The organism is Psychroserpens sp. NJDZ02, assembly GCF_004843725.1.
Classification (GTDB): Bacteria; Bacteroidota; Bacteroidia; order Flavobacteriales; family Flavobacteriaceae; genus Olleya.
Map to the genome: position 1 here is coordinate 1230208 of NZ_CP039451.1, position 25707 is coordinate 1255914.

Below are 25707 nucleotides of genomic sequence, written 5' to 3' on the forward strand. Positions count from 1 at the left end.
CGGTTCGTAAATCATCACGCCAAAGCTCTTTTCACCCTTGACACTATCTTCTAATTTAGGCATAGGCTACCACTAGTGCTCCTATGCGAATTTTGAAGAGAATTACGTTCAGTCCTTCCTTACTTGTGAGACCTTCTGAGGTATTGCCTCAACTCGTTTCCTGTAAGTACTATGACTTCTGCTGACTTCTCCATATAGTCAACTCGTAACTTTGGAGACCTCCCCAGGTAATGGCATCCTCTTTCACTCAATCACTGCCGTATCTACATAATTACCCTTTTGTTACTGTTTGGGCGTTACAATGATGTGCTTGCTTACCCGAATAACTATGCCTCTGTATACGATTTCTGTTCGTCAGTACCGAGTTTTGTAGTCTCGCTTCCTTCAGATAAAACCTCACGGTTTTCACCCTTGCGACTTACTAATGCTTCAAGACGTTACTCCTGCGCATAAGGGACTTGCACCCTCTAGATTAATTATCTACCTTTAGGTAAATAAAAGATGCCCATGCTGGGCACACACACCGTATATAATTTATTGCTGGCTTCTCGCCTACTTACGAAAGTCCTCGCGGACTTTCTTGGTTGGTAATTATTTACTAAATTAGTTGCTTGAAACACGCAACAAACCATATACAACAACGTTACCACACATTTGAAAAAATATTGAGAACAACAATAACAATATTGCTAATTTTAATTTCGGGTCTTATCTACGCACAAGGAAACGGTCTTTATAAATTTCAATCCGAAAACAACAAGTATGGTTTTATGGACAAAAATGGAAATATTAAAATAAAGCCAGAATACATATTTGTAAATGACTTCGATGGAGGTATTTGTAAAGTTTCAAAAGAAATCATTGAAGGAAGTTATAAGTGGATTGTTATTGACACATTAGGAAAAATTAAAGATTCAAGAACAAAAAAAACTTTCAACTCGCTTAAATATAGTAGTTCGAAAACAAAAGGTATGACAGAATTCAAATCTGATAAGTTCTTTCCTTTCCAAAAAAATCAACTATTAGGTTTTAAAGACGAACAAAACAAAGTAATAATTGAACCTAAATTTTATAAGATAGATAAATTTCAAAACGGAGTTTGCGCTGTAAGAATAAACAAAGTGGAATTTGAATTTGAATTTGCAAATGATTATTTCTTTGATGCGCTCATTGACGAAAACGGAAAAATTTTAATCGAAATCGAAATGCATAGTTATATGGGTTTTCAAGGAGATTTAATTGAATTCTATGGTGGACCACACTTTATGGGTGGAGTATATTATCTGAATAAAAACGGAAAGAAAATTAACCCAACGGAATAAAAAACGTGAGGTAATCGAGTAGACGGCTCCGACTAAAATAGCCGGAGTGCGCCTCTCACACCACCGTACATACGGGTCTCGTATACGGCGGTTCGTAAATCATCACGCCAAAGCTCTTTTCACCCTTGACACTATCTTCTAATTTAGGCATAGGCTACCACTAGTGCTCCTATGCGAATTTTGAAGAGAATTACGTTCAGTCCTTCCTTACTTGTGAGACCTTCTGAGGTATTGCCTCAACTCGTTTCCTGTAAGTACTATGACTTCTGCTGACTTCTCCATATAGTCAACTCGTAACTTTGGAGACCTCCCCAGGTAATGGCATCCTCTTTCACTCAATCACTGCCGTATCTACATAATTACCCTTTTGTTACTGTTTGGGCGTTACAATGATGTGCTTGCTTACCCGAATAACTATGCCTCTGTATACGATTTCTGTTCGTCAGTACCGAGTTTTGTAGTCTCGCTTCCTTCAGATAAAACCTCACGGTTTTCACCCTTGAGACTTACTAATGCTTCAAGACGTTACTCCTGCGCATAAGGGACTTGCACCCTCTAGATTAATTATCTACCTTTAGGTAAATAAAAGATGCCCATGCTGGGCACACACAACGTGTATATTTAATTGCTGGTTCTGTGTGTACTCGGAAAATCCTACGGATTTTCCTCTGGTTCGTTTTCTTTTACTAATTTAGTTGCTAGCCAACGCAACTAACCATACACGAAGCCGTTAGCAAAAAGCGAAAAACCAATCTTTATGAAAATAAAATTTAAGAAAAAAAGATTAATTGCGAATCTAATACTCGGAATAGTTTGGATTGGACTCGGAACTTTTAATGTTCTGGAAGATGACAATTTGCGTTGGTCTGATTATGGATATTTGGTTATAGGAATTTTATATGTCGGACATTATTTATACGATTTGACAAATCAATACCTGACAGTTGAAAACGGAACTATTCGGAAAAACGGACTTTATGGTTTCGGAAAAAAAATAAACCTGAACGAAATTAATTGGATTAAAAAGTTTGCTGGAGATTATACTTTGAAAACAGAAACGAAGGAATTAAAAATCAATACGGAATTGATTGACGAGAACTCGCTTATTGAATTGAATAGTATTTTAGGAAAACTGAATTTACCATCTGATAAAACGCCATTTGCTAATCGAGTAGACGGCTCCGACTAAAATAGCCGGAGTGCGCCTCTCACACCACAGTACATAAGTAACTGCGTTGGTCCTTTCGTCTCTATTGCTACCAGCAATAGCACTCAGGAACATATACGGCGGTTCGTAAATCATCACGCCAAAGCTCTTTTCACCCTTGACACTATCTTCTAATTTAGGCATAGGCTACCACTAGTGCTCCTATGCGAATTTTGAAGAGAATTGCGTTCAGTCCTTCCTTACTTGTGAGACCTTCTGAGGTATTGCCTCAACTCGTTTCCTGTAAGTACTATGACTTCTGCTGACTTCTCCATATAGTCAACTCGTAACTTTGGAGACCTCCCCAGGTAATGGCATCCTCTTTCACTCAATCACTGCCGTATCTACATAATTACCCTTTTGTTACTGTTTGGGCGTTACAATGATGTGCTTGCTTACCCGAATAACTATGCCTCTGTATACGATTTCTGTTCGTCAGTACCGAGTTTTGTAGTCTCGCTTCCTTCAGATAAAACCTCACGGTTTTCACCCTTGCGACTTACTAATGCTTCAAGACGTTACTCCTGCGCATAAGGGACTTGCACCCTCTAGATTAATTATCTACCTTTAGGTAAATAAAAGATGCCCATGCTGGGCACACACATCGTATAAAAATAATTGCGGTTTAGTGCTTAACCAAAGGTCGTTGCGTGTTTGTAACGTCTGATTTTCCTTCGGAAAATCCTCGCATACAAACCCGCAACTATTCTTATACATAAACGTTGTGTGCAACCTGAAAAATGATAAACGTAATAGTTTTAGATACAAATATCCTTCGCGGATTAGGACCAAATTTTTTTGATAAAATTGATTATATCAGTTTGCAAGAATATTGCTACTCTTCAGCATCCGAAATAATAATTCCTAATGCAGTCTTACTTGAATATTTAGACTATTACAAAAGAGAAATTATTCAAAAAAATCTCAATGAAATTGAGCAATCTTATTCAAAATTATTCAAATTAGAAAAGTTCGGTAAAGCCTTAAAACCAAACTTGAATAATTATGCCAAAGAACAATTAGAGTTTATTGAAAACAAATTAACCGAAAATAGATTACGCCCATTTTTAAATCCATTTCTATCTGAAAATGAATTGTTGGAATTTTTAATAGAAAACAAACAAGAGATTAAAAAAGACAATACTAGAGATTTTATTATTTGGTCGAATACAATGGAGATTGGAGAAAAATACTCTGACGAACAGGTAGCGCTAATTTCGAACGATAAAATCTTTAAAGAAAATAAGTTTTTTGAAAAAATAAGAGTAAAAAGAAAAATTGAAAATTTAAAAATTTTCGATTCAATTGCTAGTTTTTTAAGTATTTATGGCTTCAAATCGGAAAATCTAAATAAAGAATTAATAACAAAATCAATTCCAATTTCAACAATTAAAAAGGAATTAAAAAAAGACAAAAACTCGATTCCGAGCCACATAAGCAAATATTATTATCATTCTCGAAAAAATTTCAAATTGGAAGAATTTGAGATACAGCAATTGGAAATTGAAGAATATTACGCTCATAAGGAAACTAAAACAGGCATAATAAAAGTAATTGTTCACGTAAACGTCAAAGTAAAGATGGTGTTTGAACCAGAGAAAGATTTAGAGAAATTAAGTGAGTATCTAAATAACGTGGATAATAAGAAAGATTTTTATCCAAATTCATTTGACAAAGATGGTCGCCCAATTTTTGACGATTGGATACTTTTTCATTTTGGATTAGAATTTAATGAAACGGAACAAAAAATAGAAAAGACTGAATTTTATGATTTTTTCCCTGAAGATGCTAATTTCAGAAGAATGAAGGCAGCACACAATCGAGTAGACGGCTCCGACTAAAATAGCCGGAGTGCGCCTCTCACACCACCGTACATACGGGTCTCGTATACGGCGGTTCGTAAATCATCACGCCAAAGCTCTTTTCACCCTTGGCACTATCTTCTAATTTAGGCATAGGCTACCACTAGTGCTCCTATGCGAATTTTGAAGAGAATTACGTTCAGTCCTTCCTTACTTGTGAGACCGTCGGAGGTATTGCCTCAACTCGTTTCCTGTAAGTACTATGACTTCTGCTGACTTCTCCATATAGTCAACTCGTAACTTTGGAGACCTCCCCAGGTAATGGCATCCTCTTTCACTCAATCACTGCCGTATCTACATAGTTACCCTTTTGTTACTGTTTGGGCGTTACAAAGGTGTGCTTGCTTACCCGAATAACTATGCCTCTGTATACGATTTCTGTTTAGTTTATGCTGAGCGTAGACGAAGGGTCAGTACCGCCTTCTGTAGTGGTATTTGCTCATTAATCAATCACAAATAGCCTTCAGATGTAACCTCGCGATTACCTCCCTTGCGACTTACTAATGGTTCAATAAGCCTGTCCTGAGCGTAGCCGAAGGATTACTCCTGCGCATAAGGGACTTGCACCCTCTAGATTAATTATTTACCTTTAGGTAAATTAAAAGATGCCCATGCTGGGCACACACACCGTGTATAATTAATGGCTGGTTTTAGCTTACTTACAAAAGTCCTTACAGACTTTCTATCTGTGATTTATTTGCTAACTTTAGTACTTAAATAACGCAACTAATCTTTTACAATCACGTTGGCATTAATGGTTTTTTATTCAGGTAAATAAATAATAAACTCGGTTCCCTGTCCCAATTCACTTTCAATTTCAATTGACCCTCCTAGCTTTCCAATTAGTGTTTTAACTATTGCTAAGCCTAATCCGTGGGAGCTTTCCCCATCAGTTGGTCGTGCAGAGAGTTTTTGAAACATTTTAAATACTAATTTTTGATCAGCTTCAGATATCCCTGGTCCAGAGTCTTTGAAAGATATGGCTATTAGACCATTGCTAGAGTTTACGGATAAATCAATTGCACTTCCTTTGTTTGAAAACTTAATAGCGTTGGTCATTAAGTTATCAAAAATACGAGCTATCAATTTTTTGTCCGTATGAATTATTAATGATTCTTTACTAATGTGTTTTCTAAGGGTTTGCTCTTTTTCTTTTAACCTAAAGATGTAACCTTTCTCCCATTCTTCTATAAATTCAGAAAGATTGAAATCTTCAGATTCAATTCTTTTTTCTGGATGATTTACATCACTCATAAAAAGTAAATCCGTAATTAAGCTATTACCGGTTTTGACAGATTCATTAATATACTCAATATATGTTTTTTGTTCTTCATCTAAATTTTCATTATCTTCTAATAATTGACTAAGACCATAAATGTTATTGAGAGGGCCACGAAGGTCATGAGCAATAATACCTAGGATTCCGTCTTTTTCTCTATGCAATTCTTCCAATTCATTGTTATTCTCTACTAATTCTTTTGTTTGTTTGGAGACTTCTTTTTGTAGTTTTGCCTCTCTGATTTTCAATCCTTTTACCCGTAAAGAATAGATGCTAAAAATAGACCCAATTACTATTAAAATGCTAAGTATTCTAAACCATAGTGTTTTCCACCAAGGCGGTTTTATGTTAATCGTTAATGCTGTTTCTTTTTCATTCCAAACACCCTCATCATTGGAGCCTTTTATTTTTAAAACGTATGTTTTTGGGTCTAGATTTGTAAACGTTAGATCATGTTTACTACCATGCTGAATCCATTCGTCATTAAATCCTTCTAAATTGTATTGGTATTTATTCATTTTAGAATTAGTAAATTCTAATGCTGAAAATTCAAAGGTTAAATTGTTTTGATTGTACTCTAAATCTATCTCGTTTAATTCTGAAATATTTTGATCAAATGAAGTCGATTGATTGTTTATCTTTATATCAGTAAATACAACTTCAGGAGGATATGTATTAGTTTTCATATCATTTGGATTAAACATCGTGAATCCAGTGGTCCCGCCGACTAATAAAGCCCCATTTATTCCTTGAGAATGACCTCCCATATCTAGAATATTATTTCCGGGTATTGCAATATTTTTGAATTGCATACTAAGTGGATTAATTCGGGACAGCCCATTAGGAGTTGTTAGCCAAATATTACCGTCACTGCCCGATAGGATGCCATATATAATATCACTAGGAGGGCCATCATTTATTCCATATTTTTCAAATTTTTCAGATTTGGGATCAAATATCGCTAAGCCACTTCTGGTACCAATCCATATTTTATTATCACTATCACGGAACAGAGAACGGATTTTATTACCAATAATACAATTACCACAACCTTCTTTATACTCCCATAATTTAAATTTAAACGTATCCGTATTAAGAAGAATCAACCCTCTATTACTACCAATCCATACTTCTGATTCTGACTCTCTTAATACACAGTTTACGTATAAATTAAGTAAGGTTTTGTTTTTATCGTTTTTTGGATATACGGTTTTAAATTTGGTTGTAACGGTATTGTATGATAGGATGCCTGTCCCTATGGTGCCTAACCATAAAGTACCAACTTCGGGTTCGTAAATAATCTCAATATGTCTTATTTTATTGGCTAAAGGATTATTTAAAAAATCCTTTGCTAGCATAAAGCGATCTTGTTTTTGATTATAACGATAAAGTGCGCCACCCTGAGTACCTACCCATAAATCATTATTTTTGGAACGGTAAATTGCCCTGATTTTAGGCTTTTTAGCATCTGCTTTGTAATTAAAGTCTTTTATGTAATTTTTATATAAATTGGAAGTAGGGTTAAATCGACTCAGGCCATTACTGGTTCCTATCCATATGGTACCGTCTGCATCTTGTAGCATTGCTCTTACGTCGTTATTGACTAACGAGTTGGTGTTTTTTTCGTCATTTTCCCAATGTTTAAAGACCAGATTTTTTAAATTAAACTTGTTCATCCCATCTCCTCTAGTCGCTATCCAAATGTTTTTTGACTTATCAACAAGTACATCTTGTACTAAATTATTACCGATTTTATAATCGGAATTCTCATCAGACTTATAAACAGATATCTTTTTTGTGTCTAATCTATAATGTATTAAGCCATTACCGTTTGTGCATAACCAGATACCTCCCTGATTATCCTTGTAAAGATTCCATATGTAAACATCCTCTATAAAACGTCTATCGTTGTTGTTGTCTAATGCTATTTTTTCATAAGCTTCTGTCAATGTATTTAATAGAATTACGCCATTGTCTGTACCAACCCATAGTATTCCTTTATAAAAAACTAGATCATGTATAAAATTAGAGGGTAATCGATGCTCACCTGAGTATTTTAAATGTGGTTTGGTAAATTTAGCACTTGCAGGAGTAAAGTAATAAAGACCATAAAACTCATCTCCGATCCAAAGGTTTCCTTTATTGTCCTCCACGATACTTTTTATGGAGTATTTACAGGTTTGACATTTATTAGGTTGCAACCAACTTTTAAAAGTCATTGTAGAGCGATCCAGTAAATTCAAACCGTTTTTTGTGCCCACCCAAAACCTTGACTGACTATCTTCGTAAATCTGGAGTATTACATCATTACTGATTGAAGTTAAATCTTTTTTTTTATGTTTAAACCGAGTTATAACACCTGTAGTTGTGTTGTAAAGGTTTAATCCACCACCGCTTGTTCCAATCCAAATATTTCCATGAGAGTCCTCTAATAGACTAGTGATTAAATTATCTGAAATTGTATTGCTATTATTAGCATCATATTTGAACACTTTAGATTGATACCCATCATATCGATTCAATCCATTGTTAGTACCTATCCAAATAAACCCTTTTGAATCCTGAATAACAATATTGGGGTAATTAGAAGATAGACCATTGTCGGTCCCTATTTTTTCTAAATACCGAGCATTTGACTGAGGATAAAGGTTTGGTATTATAAATAAATAGAATATTGAGAAAAAAAAAAGTCTAGCTAAGGGATGCTGCATTTATCAATTGTTTTTACTTTACCAAAGTAGTGAAATATTAACAAAATAAACAGTAAAAATTATTTTAAGAACTGTATCGTAATTGCTGTGTCCTGAAATAGGACTGCTGCTACATTTTATTTAGCCTGTTTACTTATAGTTCCGATTTAGTGTTTTATGATAAAAACACAAACGCAACCTTTTACCTCCCTAAGGATTACAGGTTCTTTTTACAACTTGTTTTGAGGGCCTGATTAGTATAGGCTTGGTCAGTAGGGAAGATTCTGTTTGTCCATTATGTTTAAAATCACACAGTCTTTATGCAGAATGGGGCATCAACCATAACAACAAATACAGAAAAAAAACACACTATCTCATACAACCGAATGATATTACATTTATATTTAGGCCATAATAAACAAAATAAAGGTTATAAATTATAAGTAAAAACTAAATTTTAATCTGTACCTGTATTTCTTTTCAAATCCTAAAAAACAAAACAAAATGAACATATCTAAATGCTATTTATCCTTTCTTTTAATTGTACTATCAAGTTTTGGTTTAAACGCCACCAACTATTATGTTTCAAATTCTGGCGCTGATTCAGATACAGGCTTAAGTTTGGGTAATGCGTTTTTAACACTTCAACATGCTGCAGACCTTGTAATCGCAGGAGACACTGTATTTGTAGAAGACGGTACTTATGTTGGTTTTGATTTAAGAAACGTAAATGGTACAGCAGCAAGTCCTATTATTTTTATAGGATTAGGAGACAATGTCTTAATAAACCAAAGTGGCCCAATCAGAAATGATGGGATTAACATCGAAAACGCTGACTACGTTATAATTGATAACTTTATTGTAAATGATATGCCTGGAAATGGTAACGGTATACGAGTGGTGGTTTCTAATAATTGTACTGTTAGAAATTGTGCTTGTGATAATAATGCTGAACGAGGTATATTTACTGGATTTACCGACGATATTTTAATTGAATATAATGTTTGTACCAACTCAATCGATGAGCACGGAATTTATGTATCCAATAGCTCTGACAGACCCATAATTAGGTTTAACGAATGTTATGGTAATAATAACACTGGAATCCATTTAAATGGAGACGCTTCAGCTGGAGGCGACGGTATAATTAGTGATGCTTTAATCTATGGTAACCTTATCCATGATAACAATAGGTCTGCTGGAATAAACATGGATGGATTACAAAACCCAACAATCTATAACAACCTTATTTACAATAACCACTCAGCGCAAGGTATTGCACTTTTTCAACAAGATGGCGCGATTGCGACCAACGGTGCTAAAATTTATAATAATACAATTATCGTTCCTTCTGATGGACGATGGGGAATACTTGTGCAAAATGGCGCAAACATCAATACCGAAATTTATAATAACATTATCATTAATCAACATGCCTGGAGAGGCTGTATTGCTCTAAATGATACTGCCATGTTTACTAGCGACAACAATATCCTTAATGATAAAATGAGTGATAATGGGGATGGATCTGCAATTAGCCTAGCCGCATGGCAAGCACTAGGTCTTGACACCAACTCACTATTGGCCGATCCCATAAACTCAATATTTGTTAACCCATCATCAAATAATTTTAATCTACTAGCAGACTCTCAAGCGATTGATGCGGGCACCAACCTAGTAAGCACAATCGTTACGGATGATATTAATGGCGCTTCAAGACCAATGGGAGTAGGTTATGATATAGGCGCTTTTGAATTGGGCACAACACTTTCTATCAACAACGATGCACTCCTAGCTGAAGCTATTCTCGTTTACCCTAATCCAACTAATGGCATATTACATACTGATATTAAAAATTTAGATCGCATCACCGTATATGATATAACAGGACGTTATATAAAAACAATAACACCAGAATCAACGATTGATTTATCAGAATTATCACCAGGCACTTATCTATTAAAAATATTATCAAAAGGAAGAACGTTGACAACTAAAGTGGTAAAAAAATAACATCCTAAACGACTAGAATAATCAGGATTAAATTGTCATATTACACAGAGATAGAATGTTAAAAATTCCGTTTTTATCATAGTGCCGTTAATAAATTATAATGTCTCATGGACAAAACACACTATTAGACTTTATTGCTATTGCTCCAATAACTCTTTTTGACAATACTACGGAAGGGATTTCGCTTGAAGAATTAGATAATTTATCTCATACTGGAGAATCTATTAATTGAAAAATAGCTTTAAATACTAATGAAAAGCTTGTCATTTCATGCAAACATCCATTTTATAAAGCGACGTTGTTTCTCTCAACTCAAATTGACAACTCTTTACTACTTGTTTCCTATACAGAAAATGGAAACTCTTCTACTATCGAAACTTGGAAAAAAAATGACTGTAATATTTTAGAAAAAATCAATATCCTGCCAATAGTTAAAGCTAAAGATTTTTTTTTTAAAAACAAGATCAATTTAAAGCGTTATCAGCATATAATGCACGGATATATTATTCTGTAGAAATTGAGATATTAACAATTAATGCCCAATTTAATACATGGATGATAGATCATCTATACTTTACTGAAGACAAAAGTATTGATTACAACACAACATTAAAGTGGAATGACATCTCTTTTAACGTACAAAAATCAAGATTATAGGCGTTAATTTTGTGTAAGTAATACACCGTAAAAGTCGATTATATCTTTTCTACACCTATAACCTTCATAAAACTATAAATAGCAATCTCTAATGAATCTAACACCTTCAAAGTACAAACCTCCTTTTTAAAAAGAAGAAGAAGAAGAAGAAGAAGAAGAAGAAGAAGAAGACTATAATACGATGTATTAATAAATTAATCTCAAAATCAAACAGTATATTAAAAGCTTATCACCATAAATACGTGCGACACAAAAGCATGCCCTTACTTAATATTATAATTTTAAATGGCATGATCTATAAATCTTTGTAGATAACTAAACAAACAGATTTTTGCATTTACTTTCTCTGTTGCCACTGGACACTTTCCATAATACGTTTAATATCTTTTTGCAAGTAGTTTGCTGCCGGTAAAATAGAATCATAATTAGGTTTTGCATAAAAATACAAAGACCCCGTTAAAAAGTGATTAATGCTATCCGTAATGTAAAATTGAGATTGTGATGCGGCATTACCTCCTACCTCATAAAACATTCCGTAAACATTATTTTCTGGATTCTCCCAAATATCTTCGGTAATGGCATCTGCTTTTTTAGTGTGTTCTTGCGTAAAATTTTGTGCATTTTTAAGGTATTGAGTTAAACGCGCTTCGCCATCAATAGCCTTATAAGTTAAGTAGATTGTTCCTTTCAGTTTTTTGTATTCTATATTTAATCCAAAACTTTCCACATCATCTTTTAACGGCTTAAAGCGTATGGTGTCGCTTTGTAAATTTCTATCAAAAGTAAAAGGTAAGTTTTGATTGTACGCTTTATATTGTGCTTTTGGATATTCTAATCGCAAATAGGCATTTGGTTTTGGCACAGGATCGTTACCGCAACTGGTTAGCGTAATAAAAGTTATAAGCAGTACTATTATATTTTTCATAAAAAAGACACTTAGACGCACTTATTGCGCCTATTTAGTTTTAGGTTTAAGGCAATGTAACTTTGACGCGTTTGATTCGTTTTTTATCCAAAGCCTCTATAGTAAAAACGTATTTTCCGAAATTTATTTTACTATTTCGTTTTGGAAAGCCTCCAGAATTTTCTAAAATAAAACCAGCAAGGGTTTCAGCTTCACCTTTATAATCTTCAAAAACACTATCATCCGCAATCTTTATAATTTTATAAAAATCCTTTAATGCTGTTTTACCTTCAAAAGCATAATTTTTATCATCTAGTTTGGAGTATACTAGATCTTCGTCATCAAATTCGTCACTAATATCTCCTACAATCTCTTCAATAATATCTTCTAGAGATACTAAGCCAGAAGTCCCTCCATACTCGTCCACTACCATTGCTAAGTGTACTTTCTTCTCTTGAAACTCTGACATCAAATCATCCAACTTTTTATTTTCTGGAACAAAAAATGGTTCCCGCAATAAAGTGGTCCAATCAAAAGTCTTTTTATCTATAAAAGGTAGTAAATCTTTAACATAAAGAACACCTATAATATTATCCATATTATCCTTATATACCGGAATTCTAGAATAACCGTTATCAATAATTTCGGGTATAATATCACTATAGGGTTGTTCTACATTTAATGCAAATACGTCAATACGCGGCTGCATAACTTGCTTAGTATCTGTATTACCAAAGCTAACGATACCTTGCAGTATTTTTTGTTCTTCTTTAGTGGTATCATGCTCGCTAGTTAACTCCAAAGCTTGAGACAATTGATCGACACTAATATTAGATTTTTGTTTACCCAATTTACGGTGTATTCCCAAAGTAATACTTCGCATAGGCAAACTTAAAGGCGAAAATAAGATATCTAAGACCCCTAATGGAAATGCCATAAATGTTGCGAATTTCAAATTATTACGACTGGCATAAATTTTGGGTAAAATCTCTCCAAACAATAAAATTAAAAAGGTGATAACCACCACTTCCAATACAAATTTAACTACAACAGAAGCAACACCTGCAAATATATAATTACCTAAAAAGGCAAATAATATTACAATCCCTATGTTAATAAAATTATTTGCGACCAAGATTGTTGCTAATAATTTTTTTGGCCTGATTAGTAATTTTGTGATGATCTGTATTTGCTTTTTGCTCTGTAATGCTTCGTCTTCTAAATCTGACTTAGATAGTGAGAACAAGGCCACTTCCGCTCCGGATATCATGGCAGAGCATATTAAAAGCACAATTAAAAGCACAAAACCAAGTGCAACATTAATATTGTCGGAAATTATTAAAGCTATAAAACTCGAGGGTTCAGGGTCCATAATTAGTTATTAAAACGGGAGATCATCATCACTAGATATTGGTTTACGCGTCACAGGTTTTTCTGTGTTTGATTTTGCTTGTTGTTGCGTTGTTCCTTCTGGAGGTGCCGCTTCTGGGTCACGTTTGGTACTTAAAAATCTAAAATCTGACACTTGTATCTCTGTACTATAACGCTCGTTACCGGAGTCATCTTGCCATTTTCTGTTTTTTATACGTCCTTCGACATAGACCTTATCTCCTTTAGTTAAGTACTTTTCACAAATTTCAGCCGCTTTATTACGGACTACTATATTATGCCAATCTGTATTGGTAACACGCTCGTTAGTTTGCTTACTAGTATAAGTCTCGTTAGTTGCCAATGGAAAACGACCAACACAACCACCACCTTCAAAATAGTGCATCTTTACTTCATCTCCTAAATGCCCAATTAGCATTACTTTATTAAGTGTTCCTGACATAAATATTGATTTATTACTGCTACAAAATTACAGCTTTAAGCGTCAATGTAAATAAATTTAATAAAAAATATTGAAGCACTGACCTTTCTTGTTTAAAAATTAAATTTTTCTATAAAATCTCCAATTAATTTCGGTACTGGATACTCTTTTATATCTTCAATAGGAATCCCGTCTAATATATGGTCCGTATTAGTTACAATCCAAAATTTAGTATATAAATGTTGATGAGAAAGTTTATGCACAATTACCTTGTCATTATATAATGACAAATCAAAAGACTTCCCTTTTAAAACTGAAAGTGACTCAATTTCTTTTTCAATCATAGTATGTGTTGCTTCTTTTAAAGTTTCGACTAACGGAAATTGATATAAATTTTGCCAAATACCCGGACCTTGACGTTGCTCCAAAATCGTTTTTTGATCTTGAGCACATACTACTATAAAATTAAAATACTTTTTGGTAACCTTTACGTTTTTCAGCTTGACTGGTAAATGACTTACACTATCCTTTTGTAAAGCAACACATTTAGTATTAAACGGACATATAGTACAATCTGGATTTTTAGGTTTACATAAGCGTGCACCAAACTCCATTATAGCCTGATTAAAAGTTGCAGGTTGTTTTACATCTATTAATTGTTGCGCTAAAGCTTTAAACACTTTAAATCCTTTTCCAGTATTAATAGGTGTATCAATTCCGTAAATCCTAGACAAAGCTCTATACACATTACCATCTACAACTGCCGTGACTTGATTAAAACAAATAGAAGCAATTGCACTTGCTGTATAATCGCCAACACCTTTTAACTTCAGAATCTCGTCAAAAGTATTTGGAAATTGTCCTTCTAACGCATTGACTATATATTTAGCCGAAGTATGTAAATTTCTAGCTCTAGAGTAATATCCTAGTCCTTGCCATAATTTTAACACCTCCTGCTCTTCTGCATTAGCTAAATCAAAAACAGTAGGGAAATTAGTGGTAAAAGCATGGTAATATGGTAGTCCCTGAACCACTTGTGTTTGTTGTAATATGATTTCGGAAAGCCAAATAAAATAAGGGTTTGTGGTGTTGCGCCAAGGCAGATCCCGTTTATTATCTGTGTACCAATTAATTAGTTGTTTTGAGACATTCATTTATGAGAAAAAAGTAAGAAAAGCAAAAGTAAAGTTTATCACATTAAATTTTAATGAATTAGGTTTGAAATATTGAATAATAAATGACTATATTTGCCAACCCTTAGAAAAATTAATAACGCAAATAAGAAAAGAAAATGACTAAAGCTGATTTAGTAGCAAAGATTTCTGAAAAACTAGGAATTGAAAAAGGAGATGTGCAGGCAACTGTAGAGACTTTTATGGAAGAGGTTAAAACATCTTTAGAAGGAGGCGACAATGTATACCTTAGAGGTTTTGGTAGCTTCATTATTAAAACAAGAGCAGAAAAGACAGGAAGAAATATTTCAAAAAATACGACTATCAAGATCCCTGCTCACAATATCCCAGCGTTTAAACCTGCAAAAGTTTTTGTAGAGGGTGTAAAAACTAACGTAGACGTAAAGTAAACAATATTATAACCGAATTATTAATTTAAAAACATTCACCGTATGCCAAGTGGTAAAAAACGTAAAAGACACAAGGTTGCTACGCATAAGCGTAAAAAACGTAGACGCGCTAACCGTCACAAGAAGAAAAAGTAATTCAAAAAAGTAGTTTTAAAAAACTACTTTTTTGGTTTAAAAAATTATCGTTCTTTGAAAATTGAGTTTATCTATAATACGTACAACCTTGCGTAATTATTAAACTCTGCCGGATTTAAAAAATCCTGTGAAATATTTTAACTTTTTATAAGTTAAAATACAATGTATAATCCATCTATACTTTATTGTATGGATAAAAATTAACCTAAATGGATAAAGAATTAATTATTAGATCTAGTCCAGAAGCTGTTGATTTTGCCTTATTAAAAGATGGAAAATTAATTGAATTACATAAAGAAGAAGACGGGAACAACTTTGCAGTTGGTGATGTGTTTATTGCCAAAGTAAGAAAAGCTGTTCCAGGCCTAAATGCCGCATTTGTTAATGTTGGTTACGAGAAAGATGCGTTTTTGCATTATCACGATTTAGGCCCTAAAATGTCTTCCCTTTTAAAATTCACAAAAAGTGTAAGCACAGGTAAACTAAAAGATTTTTCTTTAAAAAATTACCCATTTGAAAAAGATATTGATAAAGACGGAAAAATTAGTGATGTCTTAAAATCAAATCAGTCTATTTTAGTACAAATAGTAAAAGAACCTATATCTACAAAAGGCCCAAGGATAAGCTCTGAGCTTTCCATAGCTGGTAGATATATTGTTTTAGTGCCTTTTTCTGACCGCATTTCAATCTCTCAAAAGATAGAAAGCAAAGAAGAAAAAGAGCGCTTAAAACGCTTGGTAAGGAGTATAACTCCCCCAGGTTTTGGAGTTATTGTACGTACTGTAGCAGAAGGCAAAAAAGTAGCCGAACTAGATACCGATTTACAAAACTTGCTTGGTCGTTGGACCGCAATGTGTAAAAAATTATATAAAGCAAATCATCCTACCAAAGTTTTGGGCGAATTAAATAAAGCCTCTTCTATGTTAAGAGATATATTTAATGACTCCTTTACCGGAATTCATGTAGATGATGACGCCTTATATGTACAAGTAAAAGACTATGTGCAACAAATTGCACCAAAAAAAGAATCAATCGTTAAATTACATCAGTCGTCTACCATTCCAATATTTGAAAAATTTGGAATAGAAAGACAAATCAAGACCGCTTTTGGCAAAACTGTTTCTATGTCTAAAGGTGCATACCTTGTTATAGAACATACAGAAGCACTACACGTCGTAGATGTAAATAGTGGTAATAGATCTAATAAAGCTAACTCTCAAGAAGACACCGCATTAGAAGTTAACTTAATCTCTGCAACAGAAGTTGCACGACAATTAAGACTTCGTGATATGGGTGGAATTATTGTAGTAGATTTTATAGATTTAAATACTGCAGAACACAGGAAAAAACTTTTTAATCATCTTCGTGATGAGATGAAAGATGATCGTGCCAAACACAAAATATTACCTCCTAGTAAGTTTGGATTGATTCAAATAACACGTCAAAGAGTACGACCAGAAATGAACATTAAAACCAGAGAGGATAATCCTAACGGTTTTAAGGGAGAAGAAGTCGAAGCACCAATTAATATAGTGCCTAAAATAACTCATGACTTAGAACAACTATTAAAAAAAGACTACAAAAAGGTGACTTTAAACACACATCCTTTTATAGCAGCCTTCTTAACAAAAGGCTTTCCATCGATTCGTTCAAAATGGTTTTTTGAACACAAAAAATGGGTAAAGATACAACCAAGAGATGCTTACACATACCTTGAATATCATTTTAATGATCAAAATGGTAAACGAATTAAATAACAAAAAAACCTCACTATTTATTTAGTGAGGTTTTTTTATGCTCAATAATTAACAATTATAAGGGCGTTACCCAAAGGGTCAGGCTATCCGTTATATCTTTTTAAACATGGTTTCTATCAGCCATAAAACGGACAACATTAAGCCTTTAATTATCCACAATAATAAAATTTAACGGTTTAAAAAGGATGCCACTACTATCCTTAACGCACAAAACAACTATACATCAAGGCCACTCTTAAACCTCCATAAAGTATTATAAAATAAAACTATATATTATTCTTACTTCATAATTGCTCCCTATTAATTTCACTCTTAATGTATATAACCCCCAAAAAAAAGCCACATCAATATGATGTGGCTTTCTTGGTTAACAGTTTGGTTATTGGTTAAATGGTTGTTTACTAATTACCTGGTCCTCCGCTTACAATAGTAAACTCAGAACGTCTATTTAATTGATATTGTTCTTCAGTACAACTTGCACCGCAGTCAGATAAAGGCACTGTCTCACCTTTTCCTTCACCTGTAATTCTACTTACAGCGATACCTTTAGAAACAACATAAGCTACAGTAGACTTAGCTCTTTTATCTGATAAACTCATATTATAATCAGCTTTACCTCTACTATCTGTGTGTGAAGTTGCATAAATAACCATTTCTGGATATTTAGTCATTACCGACACTAATCTATCCAACTCTGATGCGCCTTGTTCCGTAATATCAGACTTATTAAACTCAAAGTATATTGGATCTAAAACCACTTTGTCTGCAACAATAATTTTCTTAATTGGTGTTAAATTAACACTTACAGCTTTGCTTTCCTCTTGTGTAGCATTAACCGTTACAGCTTTATCTTCAAATTCTTCTTTTGTTACTTTTAAGCTCGTTTCAATACCACAATCTGTTTTAAATGTAACAATACCATCTGCGTTTGTTGCTTGTGTAGCAAGCACGCTTCCTTTAACATCATAAAGTGTTACCGACGCATTACCTACTTTCTCGCCTGTTTCTTCATTTTCAACGCTTACAATCATATTTACATCACATAAAGGCTTAATTTCCTTAATAGCATAAATATCATCACTACCTTTTCCACCAGCACGGTTAGAAGAAACGTATCCCTTTTTATCTTCATATATAGCAAAAGCAAAATCATCAGCCTTACTATTTATAGGCGCTCCAATATTTTTTAATATACGACCTCCAGAATATTCTGCATAAAACACATCTAAATTACCAAGTCCTAAATGACCGTTAGAAGAAAAATACAAATAAGCATCATCTCCTGCAAACGGGAACATCTCTTGCCCTGAAGTATTTATTTTAGTTCCTAAATTTTCTGGAGTCCCTAACATACCATTAGACTCTATACTTGCCTTATAGATATCATACAAACCAAATCCTCCAGGCATGTCTGATGCAAAATACAATGTACTTCCATCTTTACTTACTGATGGATTTTTCACAGAATAGGTGTTTGTATTAATATTTAAAGCTTCAATATCACCCCAAGTTCCTTCATTTTTTGTTGCTTTAAACAATTGTAATACACTTATTTTGACATTTCCACTTTCTGACTTTTCGTACATGTTTTCGAAAAAACTCTCTCGTGAAAAATACATTGTATTACCATCAGGCGTAATAGATACAATCCCTTCATGATACTTTGTATTAATTTTCCCGTTAATTAAGTTCGCTTCAGAAAGACTACCATCTTCAGTGACCGCTAATTCGTAAACATCTAAATACGGTTGATCATTCCACCCATAAGTACGTCTTGAATCATTTCTAGCAGAAGTAAAATATAATTTACCATCTTTTAAAGTTCCTCCAAAATCTGAAGCTGGTGTATTAAAATCTAAATTTTCAACAGTAAATTTTTCTTCTGACTTCAAGATATCATCTAAATAATTTGGATTTGCTTTAAAAGCAATAGCCCTTCCGTCAGTAGGATATGTAGAAGTAAAAGTCGCCATCTCTGCATTTGAAGCATCGTATTTTCCGTTAGCCTTTAGCATTTCAGAATACTTAAACAGCATGTCTGCATTTGCATTCGTTTCTAAAGCTTTTGCAAACCATTTTTCAGCTTCAACAGTATTGAAGGTGTTATAATTAGCTTCAGCAAGACGCTCATAAACATATGCATCTGCTTCTCCTTTTTCCACTAACTTAGTATAAGCTTTAGCTGCTTCTACAAATTCTAGTTTCTCAAAATGCTTATCAGCACTTTTAGTATTGTCGTTTTGAGCAGTCATATTAAAGCTACTCAAGGTTACAAGTGTTATAATAAATAATTGTATTTTTTTCATTGTATTGGTTAGCTTAATGGATTAGAAATAACGTGGTGAACGTGAAACTTTACTTGGTAAATTGATATCAAAATTGATAAAAATCTCATGAGAAGAATTAGTAACCACATCTAACTGAGATTGGATTGTGTCATACGCATAACCAATTCTTAAATTTGGTGCAACTAAAAAGTTAATCATACCACTAAAAGAATCGTCTATACGGTACCCTGCTCCTACCTCAACAAAATCATACATAAATAAATTTAAATTAACATCAAAACTTACTGGCGCATCAAATGCTACTTTAGCTAAAGCATGTGGCTTTAGCTTAAAGTTTTCTGATAGGTCAAATACATATCCTGCTGCTCCAAAAAAGTGTTGCGTCTCTGATCCTATTTTAGTACCATTATCATCCAAATGCACTGAACTTAAGATATTAGGCATAGAAGCCGAGATATAAAATTTACTTGGCTTATAAAAATATAAACCTGCCCCTATATTTGGTGTTGTTTCATTTATATTCTCCGAAAACAATTGATCCGTAGGATCTATTAATTCTATCCCTCTTAATCCAATATCATGGAACGTGGCTCCTGCTTTTATACCAAAGGCCAATTTAGTTGTTACTCCTACTGGTATAGTGTAAGAGAAATCAACGTAAGCATTTGTCTCTGTTACAGGTCCTATTTCATCACTAATTAAAGACAAACCTAAACCTACATTTTTCCCTACCGGAGAATGTATGGCTAGCGTCCCTGTAGTTGGTGCTCCTTCTAAACCAACCCACTGACTTCTGTAAAGCGCTCCTATGGAAACACCTTCTGTCGATCCAGCATAAGCCGGGTTTACCACATTCATGTTATACATGTATTGTGTGTATTGCGGATCTTGTTGGGCTTGTACACCTATAAACACTAGGAATACGATATATACTAATTTTTTCATCTGTTATCTTATTGGTTTTCTAGTTAGTTTATCTATTTATGTATACCCAAGCGGCTTTTTCTTCCGTTCCATTATATTTAACAACATAGTAATATGTTCCAACAGGAAGCATATCTCCATTATCGGATTGTCCTTCCCACTCGTTAGTATAATTGGCTTTAGAATACACTAAACGACCATTACGATTAAAAATCTCTATATTTTGAACATCAAAATTACTTAAGTCAAAACTATCGTTAACTCGATCTCCATTTGGCGAAATACCCTGTGGAAAAACACAAGACTCTAAAATTAAATTAAAGCTTGTATTAGTCGATGCACAACCAGAATTAGAGCCAACTGCATTAACATGCTCTACTCTAACATAAATAGTCGTTCCATCTACTCCTACATAAGGAGATGTTAACGCTGCAGTACCAGCTTGAGCATCTGACAAGGTAGAATAATAAGTAACTACAAAATCACTAGAGCTTTGAGCACCAAGTATGGTTGCCGTTTGAGACTCTAAATCAAATTCCCCATGTCCTGAAGCATCTTCACAAGATTCCATATCTAATGCTTGATCAGCTGTAGCGGATTCATAAAAATTGATAGTGGTTAATAAAGATAGTGTAAAGTCATTGCAAATCCCTCCACCAACAATTACCTGGTAAGTTCCAGGTTCGGTTGCCACCAAAGTTGAAGAATTTTCGCCATCCTGATAAATATCATTAACATACCATTCAATACTGTCCACAGCATATGCCGTAGTAGCCGTTAATGTAACAGCATCATATCCACATAAATTAATCGTGTCACTTGATCCTTCTGGAGCAGAGACACCTTGTTCTATTGCAATGCCGTCATAATCTAAAGCAACCTCACAAACAACGTCACAATTAATACCGTTAACTGGTCCACTATCTTGAGTAAAGGTATATGTCCCATCATCACCATCAAAATTCGTAATCAAAATAATATAAACACTATCAGCAGGCGCATCAATTAACTCTACAGTTTCTGTTGAAACTGAAGAATAACTACAGTCCGCTATATTTTCTGGCAATAACTCGTAACATCCTCCGTCCTGTGAAGCAAATGGCCCCCACACAATAAAATCAACATCAATTAACGCTCCTGCTAAAGAGGTTTGTTCTAAAGTAAACGAATAATCACCTGCTAAATCGGTATTAATGGTATTCCATAATGGATTTGGCTGCGTACTTAAACAACCATAATCTATATATACTGGTGATACAGAACCATCTGACACGTTAGAAAACGGTTCTGCCAAATCTGCACAAATAGGCAAAGCCTCCGAGCAAAAAGTAGGAGCTTCTAATGTTTGTATACATAAATCAAAATTTATAGCTGTTGGAGTTGTTCCAGAAGAAAATATTCTAATAAAATACGTATTACCCACTGTTAATACTGGTGTTAAACTAAATTCTTCATCAGTACAATATAATTGTGTTAAATCATTACAATCTGCACCTTGCTCATAAACCGCATGATCGATACTCAAAAAACCACCTACATATTCAATTTGTATTATGTGTTGTTCTCCTGTTGCAACAAATTGAAACCACACATCATCATCGACACCTGTACCACATGACTCTCCAGGTAACCCTGAATCTGTTGCTTCTAATAAAGTCCCTGAATTAACATCAACACATGCTTCATCATTGTTTACTATCGCTACTGTTGCATCACATGGATCATCATTATCAGGAGGACATGCTGCTAAAGCAATTGGCCTACTTGTTATAACACAACTAGAATCCAACTCATTAGTTACCGTAAAAACAACATCCGTATTAAAAGGGTATGGTCCAAATTGCTCGACACCTATAGCGCTAACGCTTACTGGTGCAGTACCTTGATTATCTTCTATAACGACAGAAGTAGCATCCCCTAAAGATGCAATATCTACATCTACTAAAAATTGCTCACCATTTGCACAATCATCAACAACGACATATGTTGCTGCTGGATTAATACAAGTTGCACAAGTAACAGTTAAGTTGATTGAAGTGTATGTTGAATTACTTTGACAACTACCAGAAAAATCTGAAGTAACAGCAAAAGAAATAGTATCTCCTGTAGATTGAAAAGTTAGACCTGCTAATTGTCCCGATGAGCCGTAAGGGTATGCTGTATTTAAATTAGTAACTCCGTCGGAATCTAATATAACAACCTCATCATAGTTATTTTCAACTTGCCCTGCGTTAATTGTCAAATTAAGAGGGGTACCATCTATTGAACTAAATGTAAAAACATTAGTATCATTATCACCGTAACAATAATCAAGTGTTTGTGGTCCACCCGTAGGACAATCTAAAGTAAAATCAAACTGTAGTAATGTTGAAAAACTAAAAGGCCCAACCCATTCACTAGTACCTGTAGTACAAATTGATTGAACATACACCTCGTAGTCTGTTGCAGGATCCAGCCCTGTTTCCGACATAGCTGTAGTACTAACAGTTGCTCCTGATGTTGGCGCTCCTGTTCCTGCCAATTGAAATACATAATTCCATTCTGTTTCAACACCTCCAGCATTCCAAGAAATATCCGCAGAAGTTTCTGTCACTGCATCAATGACTAATCCTATTGGCTCTGGACAAGACGGGATTGCACGCACTTGAAAATTATCAATAAAAATATCATTATCTTCTGGATCATTAACTATTCCATCTGATGCTCTGATTGCAAATTGCGCAATTGCTCCAGAATATACACTTAAGTTCTGTACAATATGTGTTCCAGATTCAGGAACAACGCTTGAAGAGTCAATAGTTTCCAAAACAGTCCAAGTAACACCATTATCTATTGATATTAGTAACTCAATTGTATCGTCAGAACCTAAAACACCGGCAGTATCTGAACTACCATATTCCCTTATACCAAAATCAAACTCAACCTGATAAGGAACTCCTGTCAAATCAATTTGAGGACTTAAAATCCAATCACTAACATTATTAAAGTATAAATTTATTTTATATGCTCCATCACCAGTCCCCATGTTAAGAAATTCATCAGCAGCCCAACTACTTGCTCCAATACCTTCTGGCCCTGTAATTACATCACCGTTACTGGCTACATCCCAACAATTTGCTGGAATAGCAGCAAAATCCTCTAAATAATCTGGCACAAAAACAGCACACGCTGTAGAAAACGTAACCGGCCCTGCCCAAGAACTAAATTCTGTTCCACAATCAGCCCTAACATAAAACTCATAATCTGTTGCTGGTGTAAGTGTATTATCAACATAAGGAGCGTTAGTCATTGCTGGTGCTCCTGCACCTACAGGAACCCCTGTCCCAATTGGCTGTATTACCACTTCCCATACTGACTCTACACCTCCTTCAATCCAAGACAAATCGACTGAATTTGCTGTTATTCCATTAGCTTCTAATCCCGAAGGACTAGCGCAGCTTGTATTAAAAATGGAAACATCATCAAAAGCAAACCCATCATCTTGTCCGGATGTGTCAGATCCAAATGCAAATCTAAAAATAACATTAGTCTCTCCTGCTAAACCTATCAACACATGACTTGCAGTAACCCATCCATCTGATCCAGAACCGTCACGCCCTGTCCAACCTACGGACTGCCCACCTGGACTACCACTAATTGTATTATCATTGTACCAGTTATCAGGGTCACCAAGTGCTCCTACATTTTGCCAAGTCACCCCATTATCTATAGAACTTTGAAAAACTGTTCCATCCCAACTAAACTCTGATTCCCACCATATACTAAATGATACTGTTGGCGCTGTTAGTGAGGATAAGTCAAATACAGGACTTGTTACACTTGAATTTTCTGAAGTATTGTAATTTCCTGCTAAATTAGTCATCCATGAATTAGCACCTGAAGCCGCACTATTAATTACAGCATCTGCCGGTAAACCAAGTGCCCATGTCCCTGCCACGGTGTTGTCAGCTATCCATCCTCCATCTCCAGCTTCGAAGTCTTCCGTATAAGGATAAGTTGTAATTTGTGAATTAGCTTGCCAGCCTATAAACAATAGTAGCACAGCTAAAATGAACGTAGTTTTTTTCATTTTTTAAGAAGTCGTTAGTTAATTAGAGACCTAAACTAAAAAAAAACGCTGTTTAAAAACTGTTAAAAACACTATTATAGATTAAACGCAATATTCATCGTTAAATAACACTAATTTGACAATGAATTAACAGTAAAACCTTACAATCATCAAGGTGCAGGATTTGGAATTACTGCATGTATTTTATCTATTTCTTGAATTAAATCACCCTTTAATGTTAAATTTATAGAATCAATATTCTCTTTTAACTGTTTTAAGGTCGTTGCCCCAATAATATTACTAGTCACAAAAACACGCTGATTGACAAAAGAAAGCGACATTTGAGCGAGTGTCATATTATTCGCTTCTGCTAATTCTAAATACCGTCTTGTAGCCTCTGTAGACTGCATACTACTGTATCTAGCAAATCTTGGAAACAGGTGTAAACGTGCCTTTTCTCCCTCTATACCTTTTATGTATTTCCCTGATAGCACGCCAAATGCCATAGGAGAATAAACTAATAATCCAATATTTTCTCTTATTGACACCTCAGCCATATCTCCTTCAAAAACACGGTTTAAAAGCGAATATGCATTTTGGACAGTTACTGGTCTTGGCAAGTTATTATTTTTGGACTCTTCTAGATAACGCATCGTTCCCCATGCTTTTTCATTCGATAAACCAACTTGCCTAATTTTACCTTCTTTTTTAACTTGATCTAAAGCCTCTAGTACTTCTCTAAAATTATCTGTCCACGGATCATTCGGGTTATGATTATAATCTCTAACACCAAAAGTGTTGGTTTCTCGCTCTGGCCAATGCAATTGATACAGATCTATATAGTCCGTTTGAAGTCTTTTTAATTCTAGATCAACTGCCTCTTTAATAGAGCCTGCTGTAAATCCCGTCGTACGTATATGTGCCGTATAATCTCCTGTTCCCGCAATTTTTGAAGCGACAACAAGATTTTCCCGTTTTTGATGTTTTAACCACGTCCCAATAATTTCACTTGTTCTACCTGACGTTTCTGCTGTTGCTGGTACGGGATACAATTCTGCTGTATCAATAAAATTAACACCTTGCTCTACCGCATAGTCTAACTGCGCATGCCCTTCTGCTTCCGTATTTTGGTTACCAAAAGTCATGGTACCCAAGCAAATTTTACTAACTTTAATATCTGTGTTTGGTAATGTTGTGTATTTCATCGATTTGAAAATTTAGGATATTCA

Annotated in this window: 16 protein-coding genes; 7 read left to right on the forward strand and 9 right to left on the reverse strand. The window is 34.4% G+C overall.

The window, feature by feature from the left end; translation table 11 throughout:
- Positions 1-611 precede the first annotated feature (611 nt).
- The 3 genes from E9099_RS05520 (at position 612) to E9099_RS05530 (ending at position 4370) form a co-directional block, all read left to right on the forward strand.
- Complete coding sequence (locus E9099_RS05520; RefSeq protein ID WP_136582698.1) at positions 612-1322, forward strand: WG repeat-containing protein; 711 nt, start codon at positions 612-614, stop codon at positions 1320-1322.
- Positions 1323-2079: 757 nt separating this feature from the next.
- Positions 2080-2511, forward strand: a complete 432-nt coding sequence (locus tag E9099_RS05525) for a hypothetical protein (protein ID WP_136582699.1) — start codon at positions 2080-2082, stop codon at positions 2509-2511.
- Positions 2512-3269: 758 nt separating this feature from the next.
- Positions 3270-4370: a PIN domain-containing protein gene (locus E9099_RS05530; RefSeq protein ID WP_136582700.1), complete on the forward strand. Its 1101-nt coding sequence runs from the start codon at positions 3270-3272 to the stop codon at positions 4368-4370.
- A gap of 783 nt (positions 4371-5153) precedes the next feature.
- On the opposite strand, the gene E9099_RS05535 is transcribed toward E9099_RS05530, so the two are convergent.
- Positions 5154-8381, reverse strand: coding sequence for a two-component regulator propeller domain-containing protein (locus E9099_RS05535; RefSeq protein ID WP_136582701.1), 3228 nt, complete (start codon positions 8379-8381; stop codon positions 5154-5156).
- A 483-nt stretch (positions 8382-8864) separates the two neighbouring features.
- On the opposite strand from E9099_RS05535, the gene E9099_RS05540 reads away from it, so the two are divergent.
- Positions 8865-10373, forward strand: coding sequence for a right-handed parallel beta-helix repeat-containing protein (locus E9099_RS05540; RefSeq protein ID WP_136582702.1), 1509 nt, complete (start codon positions 8865-8867; stop codon positions 10371-10373).
- A 100-nt stretch (positions 10374-10473) separates the two neighbouring features.
- Positions 10474-10605 (forward strand): hypothetical protein, encoded by a 132-nt coding sequence (locus E9099_RS19610; protein ID WP_262710423.1) that lies wholly within the window; start codon positions 10474-10476, stop codon positions 10603-10605.
- Between the two features lie 762 nt (positions 10606-11367).
- Here the strand turns inward: E9099_RS19610 and gldD are convergent.
- The 4 genes from gldD to mutY all read right to left on the reverse strand — a co-directional run bounded on the left by gldD (position 11368) and on the right by mutY (position 14898).
- Positions 11368-11955: a gliding motility lipoprotein GldD gene (gene gldD, locus E9099_RS05545; protein ID WP_136582703.1), complete on the reverse strand. Its 588-nt coding sequence runs from the start codon at positions 11953-11955 to the stop codon at positions 11368-11370.
- Between the two features lie 46 nt (positions 11956-12001).
- On the reverse strand, positions 12002-13306 hold the full coding sequence (locus E9099_RS05550; protein WP_136582704.1) for a gliding motility-associated protein GldE: 1305 nt from the start codon (positions 13304-13306) through the stop codon (positions 12002-12004).
- Between the two features lie 9 nt (positions 13307-13315).
- A complete protein-coding gene (locus E9099_RS05555; protein ID WP_136582705.1) occupies positions 13316-13765 on the reverse strand; it encodes a single-stranded DNA-binding protein in 450 nt (149 codons plus the stop codon).
- A gap of 92 nt (positions 13766-13857) precedes the next feature.
- Positions 13858-14898: an A/G-specific adenine glycosylase gene (gene mutY, locus E9099_RS05560; RefSeq protein ID WP_136582706.1), complete on the reverse strand. Its 1041-nt coding sequence runs from the start codon at positions 14896-14898 to the stop codon at positions 13858-13860.
- Positions 14899-15035: 137 nt separating this feature from the next.
- Here mutY and E9099_RS05565 point away from each other — a divergent pair, with 137 nt between their 5' ends.
- Both E9099_RS05565 and E9099_RS05570 read left to right on the forward strand, forming a co-directional pair.
- The gene (locus tag E9099_RS05565; protein WP_055442767.1) at positions 15036-15326 is read left to right on the forward strand and encodes an HU family DNA-binding protein; all 291 of its coding nucleotides are present in this window, start codon (positions 15036-15038) and stop codon (positions 15324-15326) included.
- Between the two features lie 344 nt (positions 15327-15670).
- A complete protein-coding gene (locus E9099_RS05570) occupies positions 15671-17218 on the forward strand; it encodes an Rne/Rng family ribonuclease (RefSeq protein ID WP_136582707.1) in 1548 nt (515 codons plus the stop codon).
- 401 nt (positions 17219-17619) lie between these two features.
- Here E9099_RS05570 and E9099_RS05575 read toward each other — a convergent pair whose 3' ends face one another.
- The 4 genes from E9099_RS05575 to E9099_RS05590 form a co-directional block, all read right to left on the reverse strand.
- Positions 17620-19524 (reverse strand): OmpA family protein, encoded by a 1905-nt coding sequence (locus E9099_RS05575; protein WP_136582708.1) that lies wholly within the window; start codon positions 19522-19524, stop codon positions 17620-17622.
- A gap of 21 nt (positions 19525-19545) precedes the next feature.
- Positions 19546-20451 carry a type IX secretion system membrane protein PorP/SprF gene (locus E9099_RS05580; protein ID WP_136582709.1) on the reverse strand — a complete coding sequence of 302 codons (906 nt, stop codon included), beginning with the start codon at positions 20449-20451 and terminating at the stop codon, positions 19546-19548.
- Between the two features lie 28 nt (positions 20452-20479).
- The gene (locus tag E9099_RS05585; protein WP_136582710.1) at positions 20480-24499 is read right to left on the reverse strand and encodes a gliding motility-associated C-terminal domain-containing protein; all 4020 of its coding nucleotides are present in this window, start codon (positions 24497-24499) and stop codon (positions 20480-20482) included.
- Positions 24500-24648: 149 nt separating this feature from the next.
- On the reverse strand, positions 24649-25683 hold the full coding sequence (locus E9099_RS05590) for an aldo/keto reductase (RefSeq protein ID WP_136582711.1): 1035 nt from the start codon (positions 25681-25683) through the stop codon (positions 24649-24651).
- Between the last annotated feature and the right edge of the window lie 24 nt (positions 25684-25707).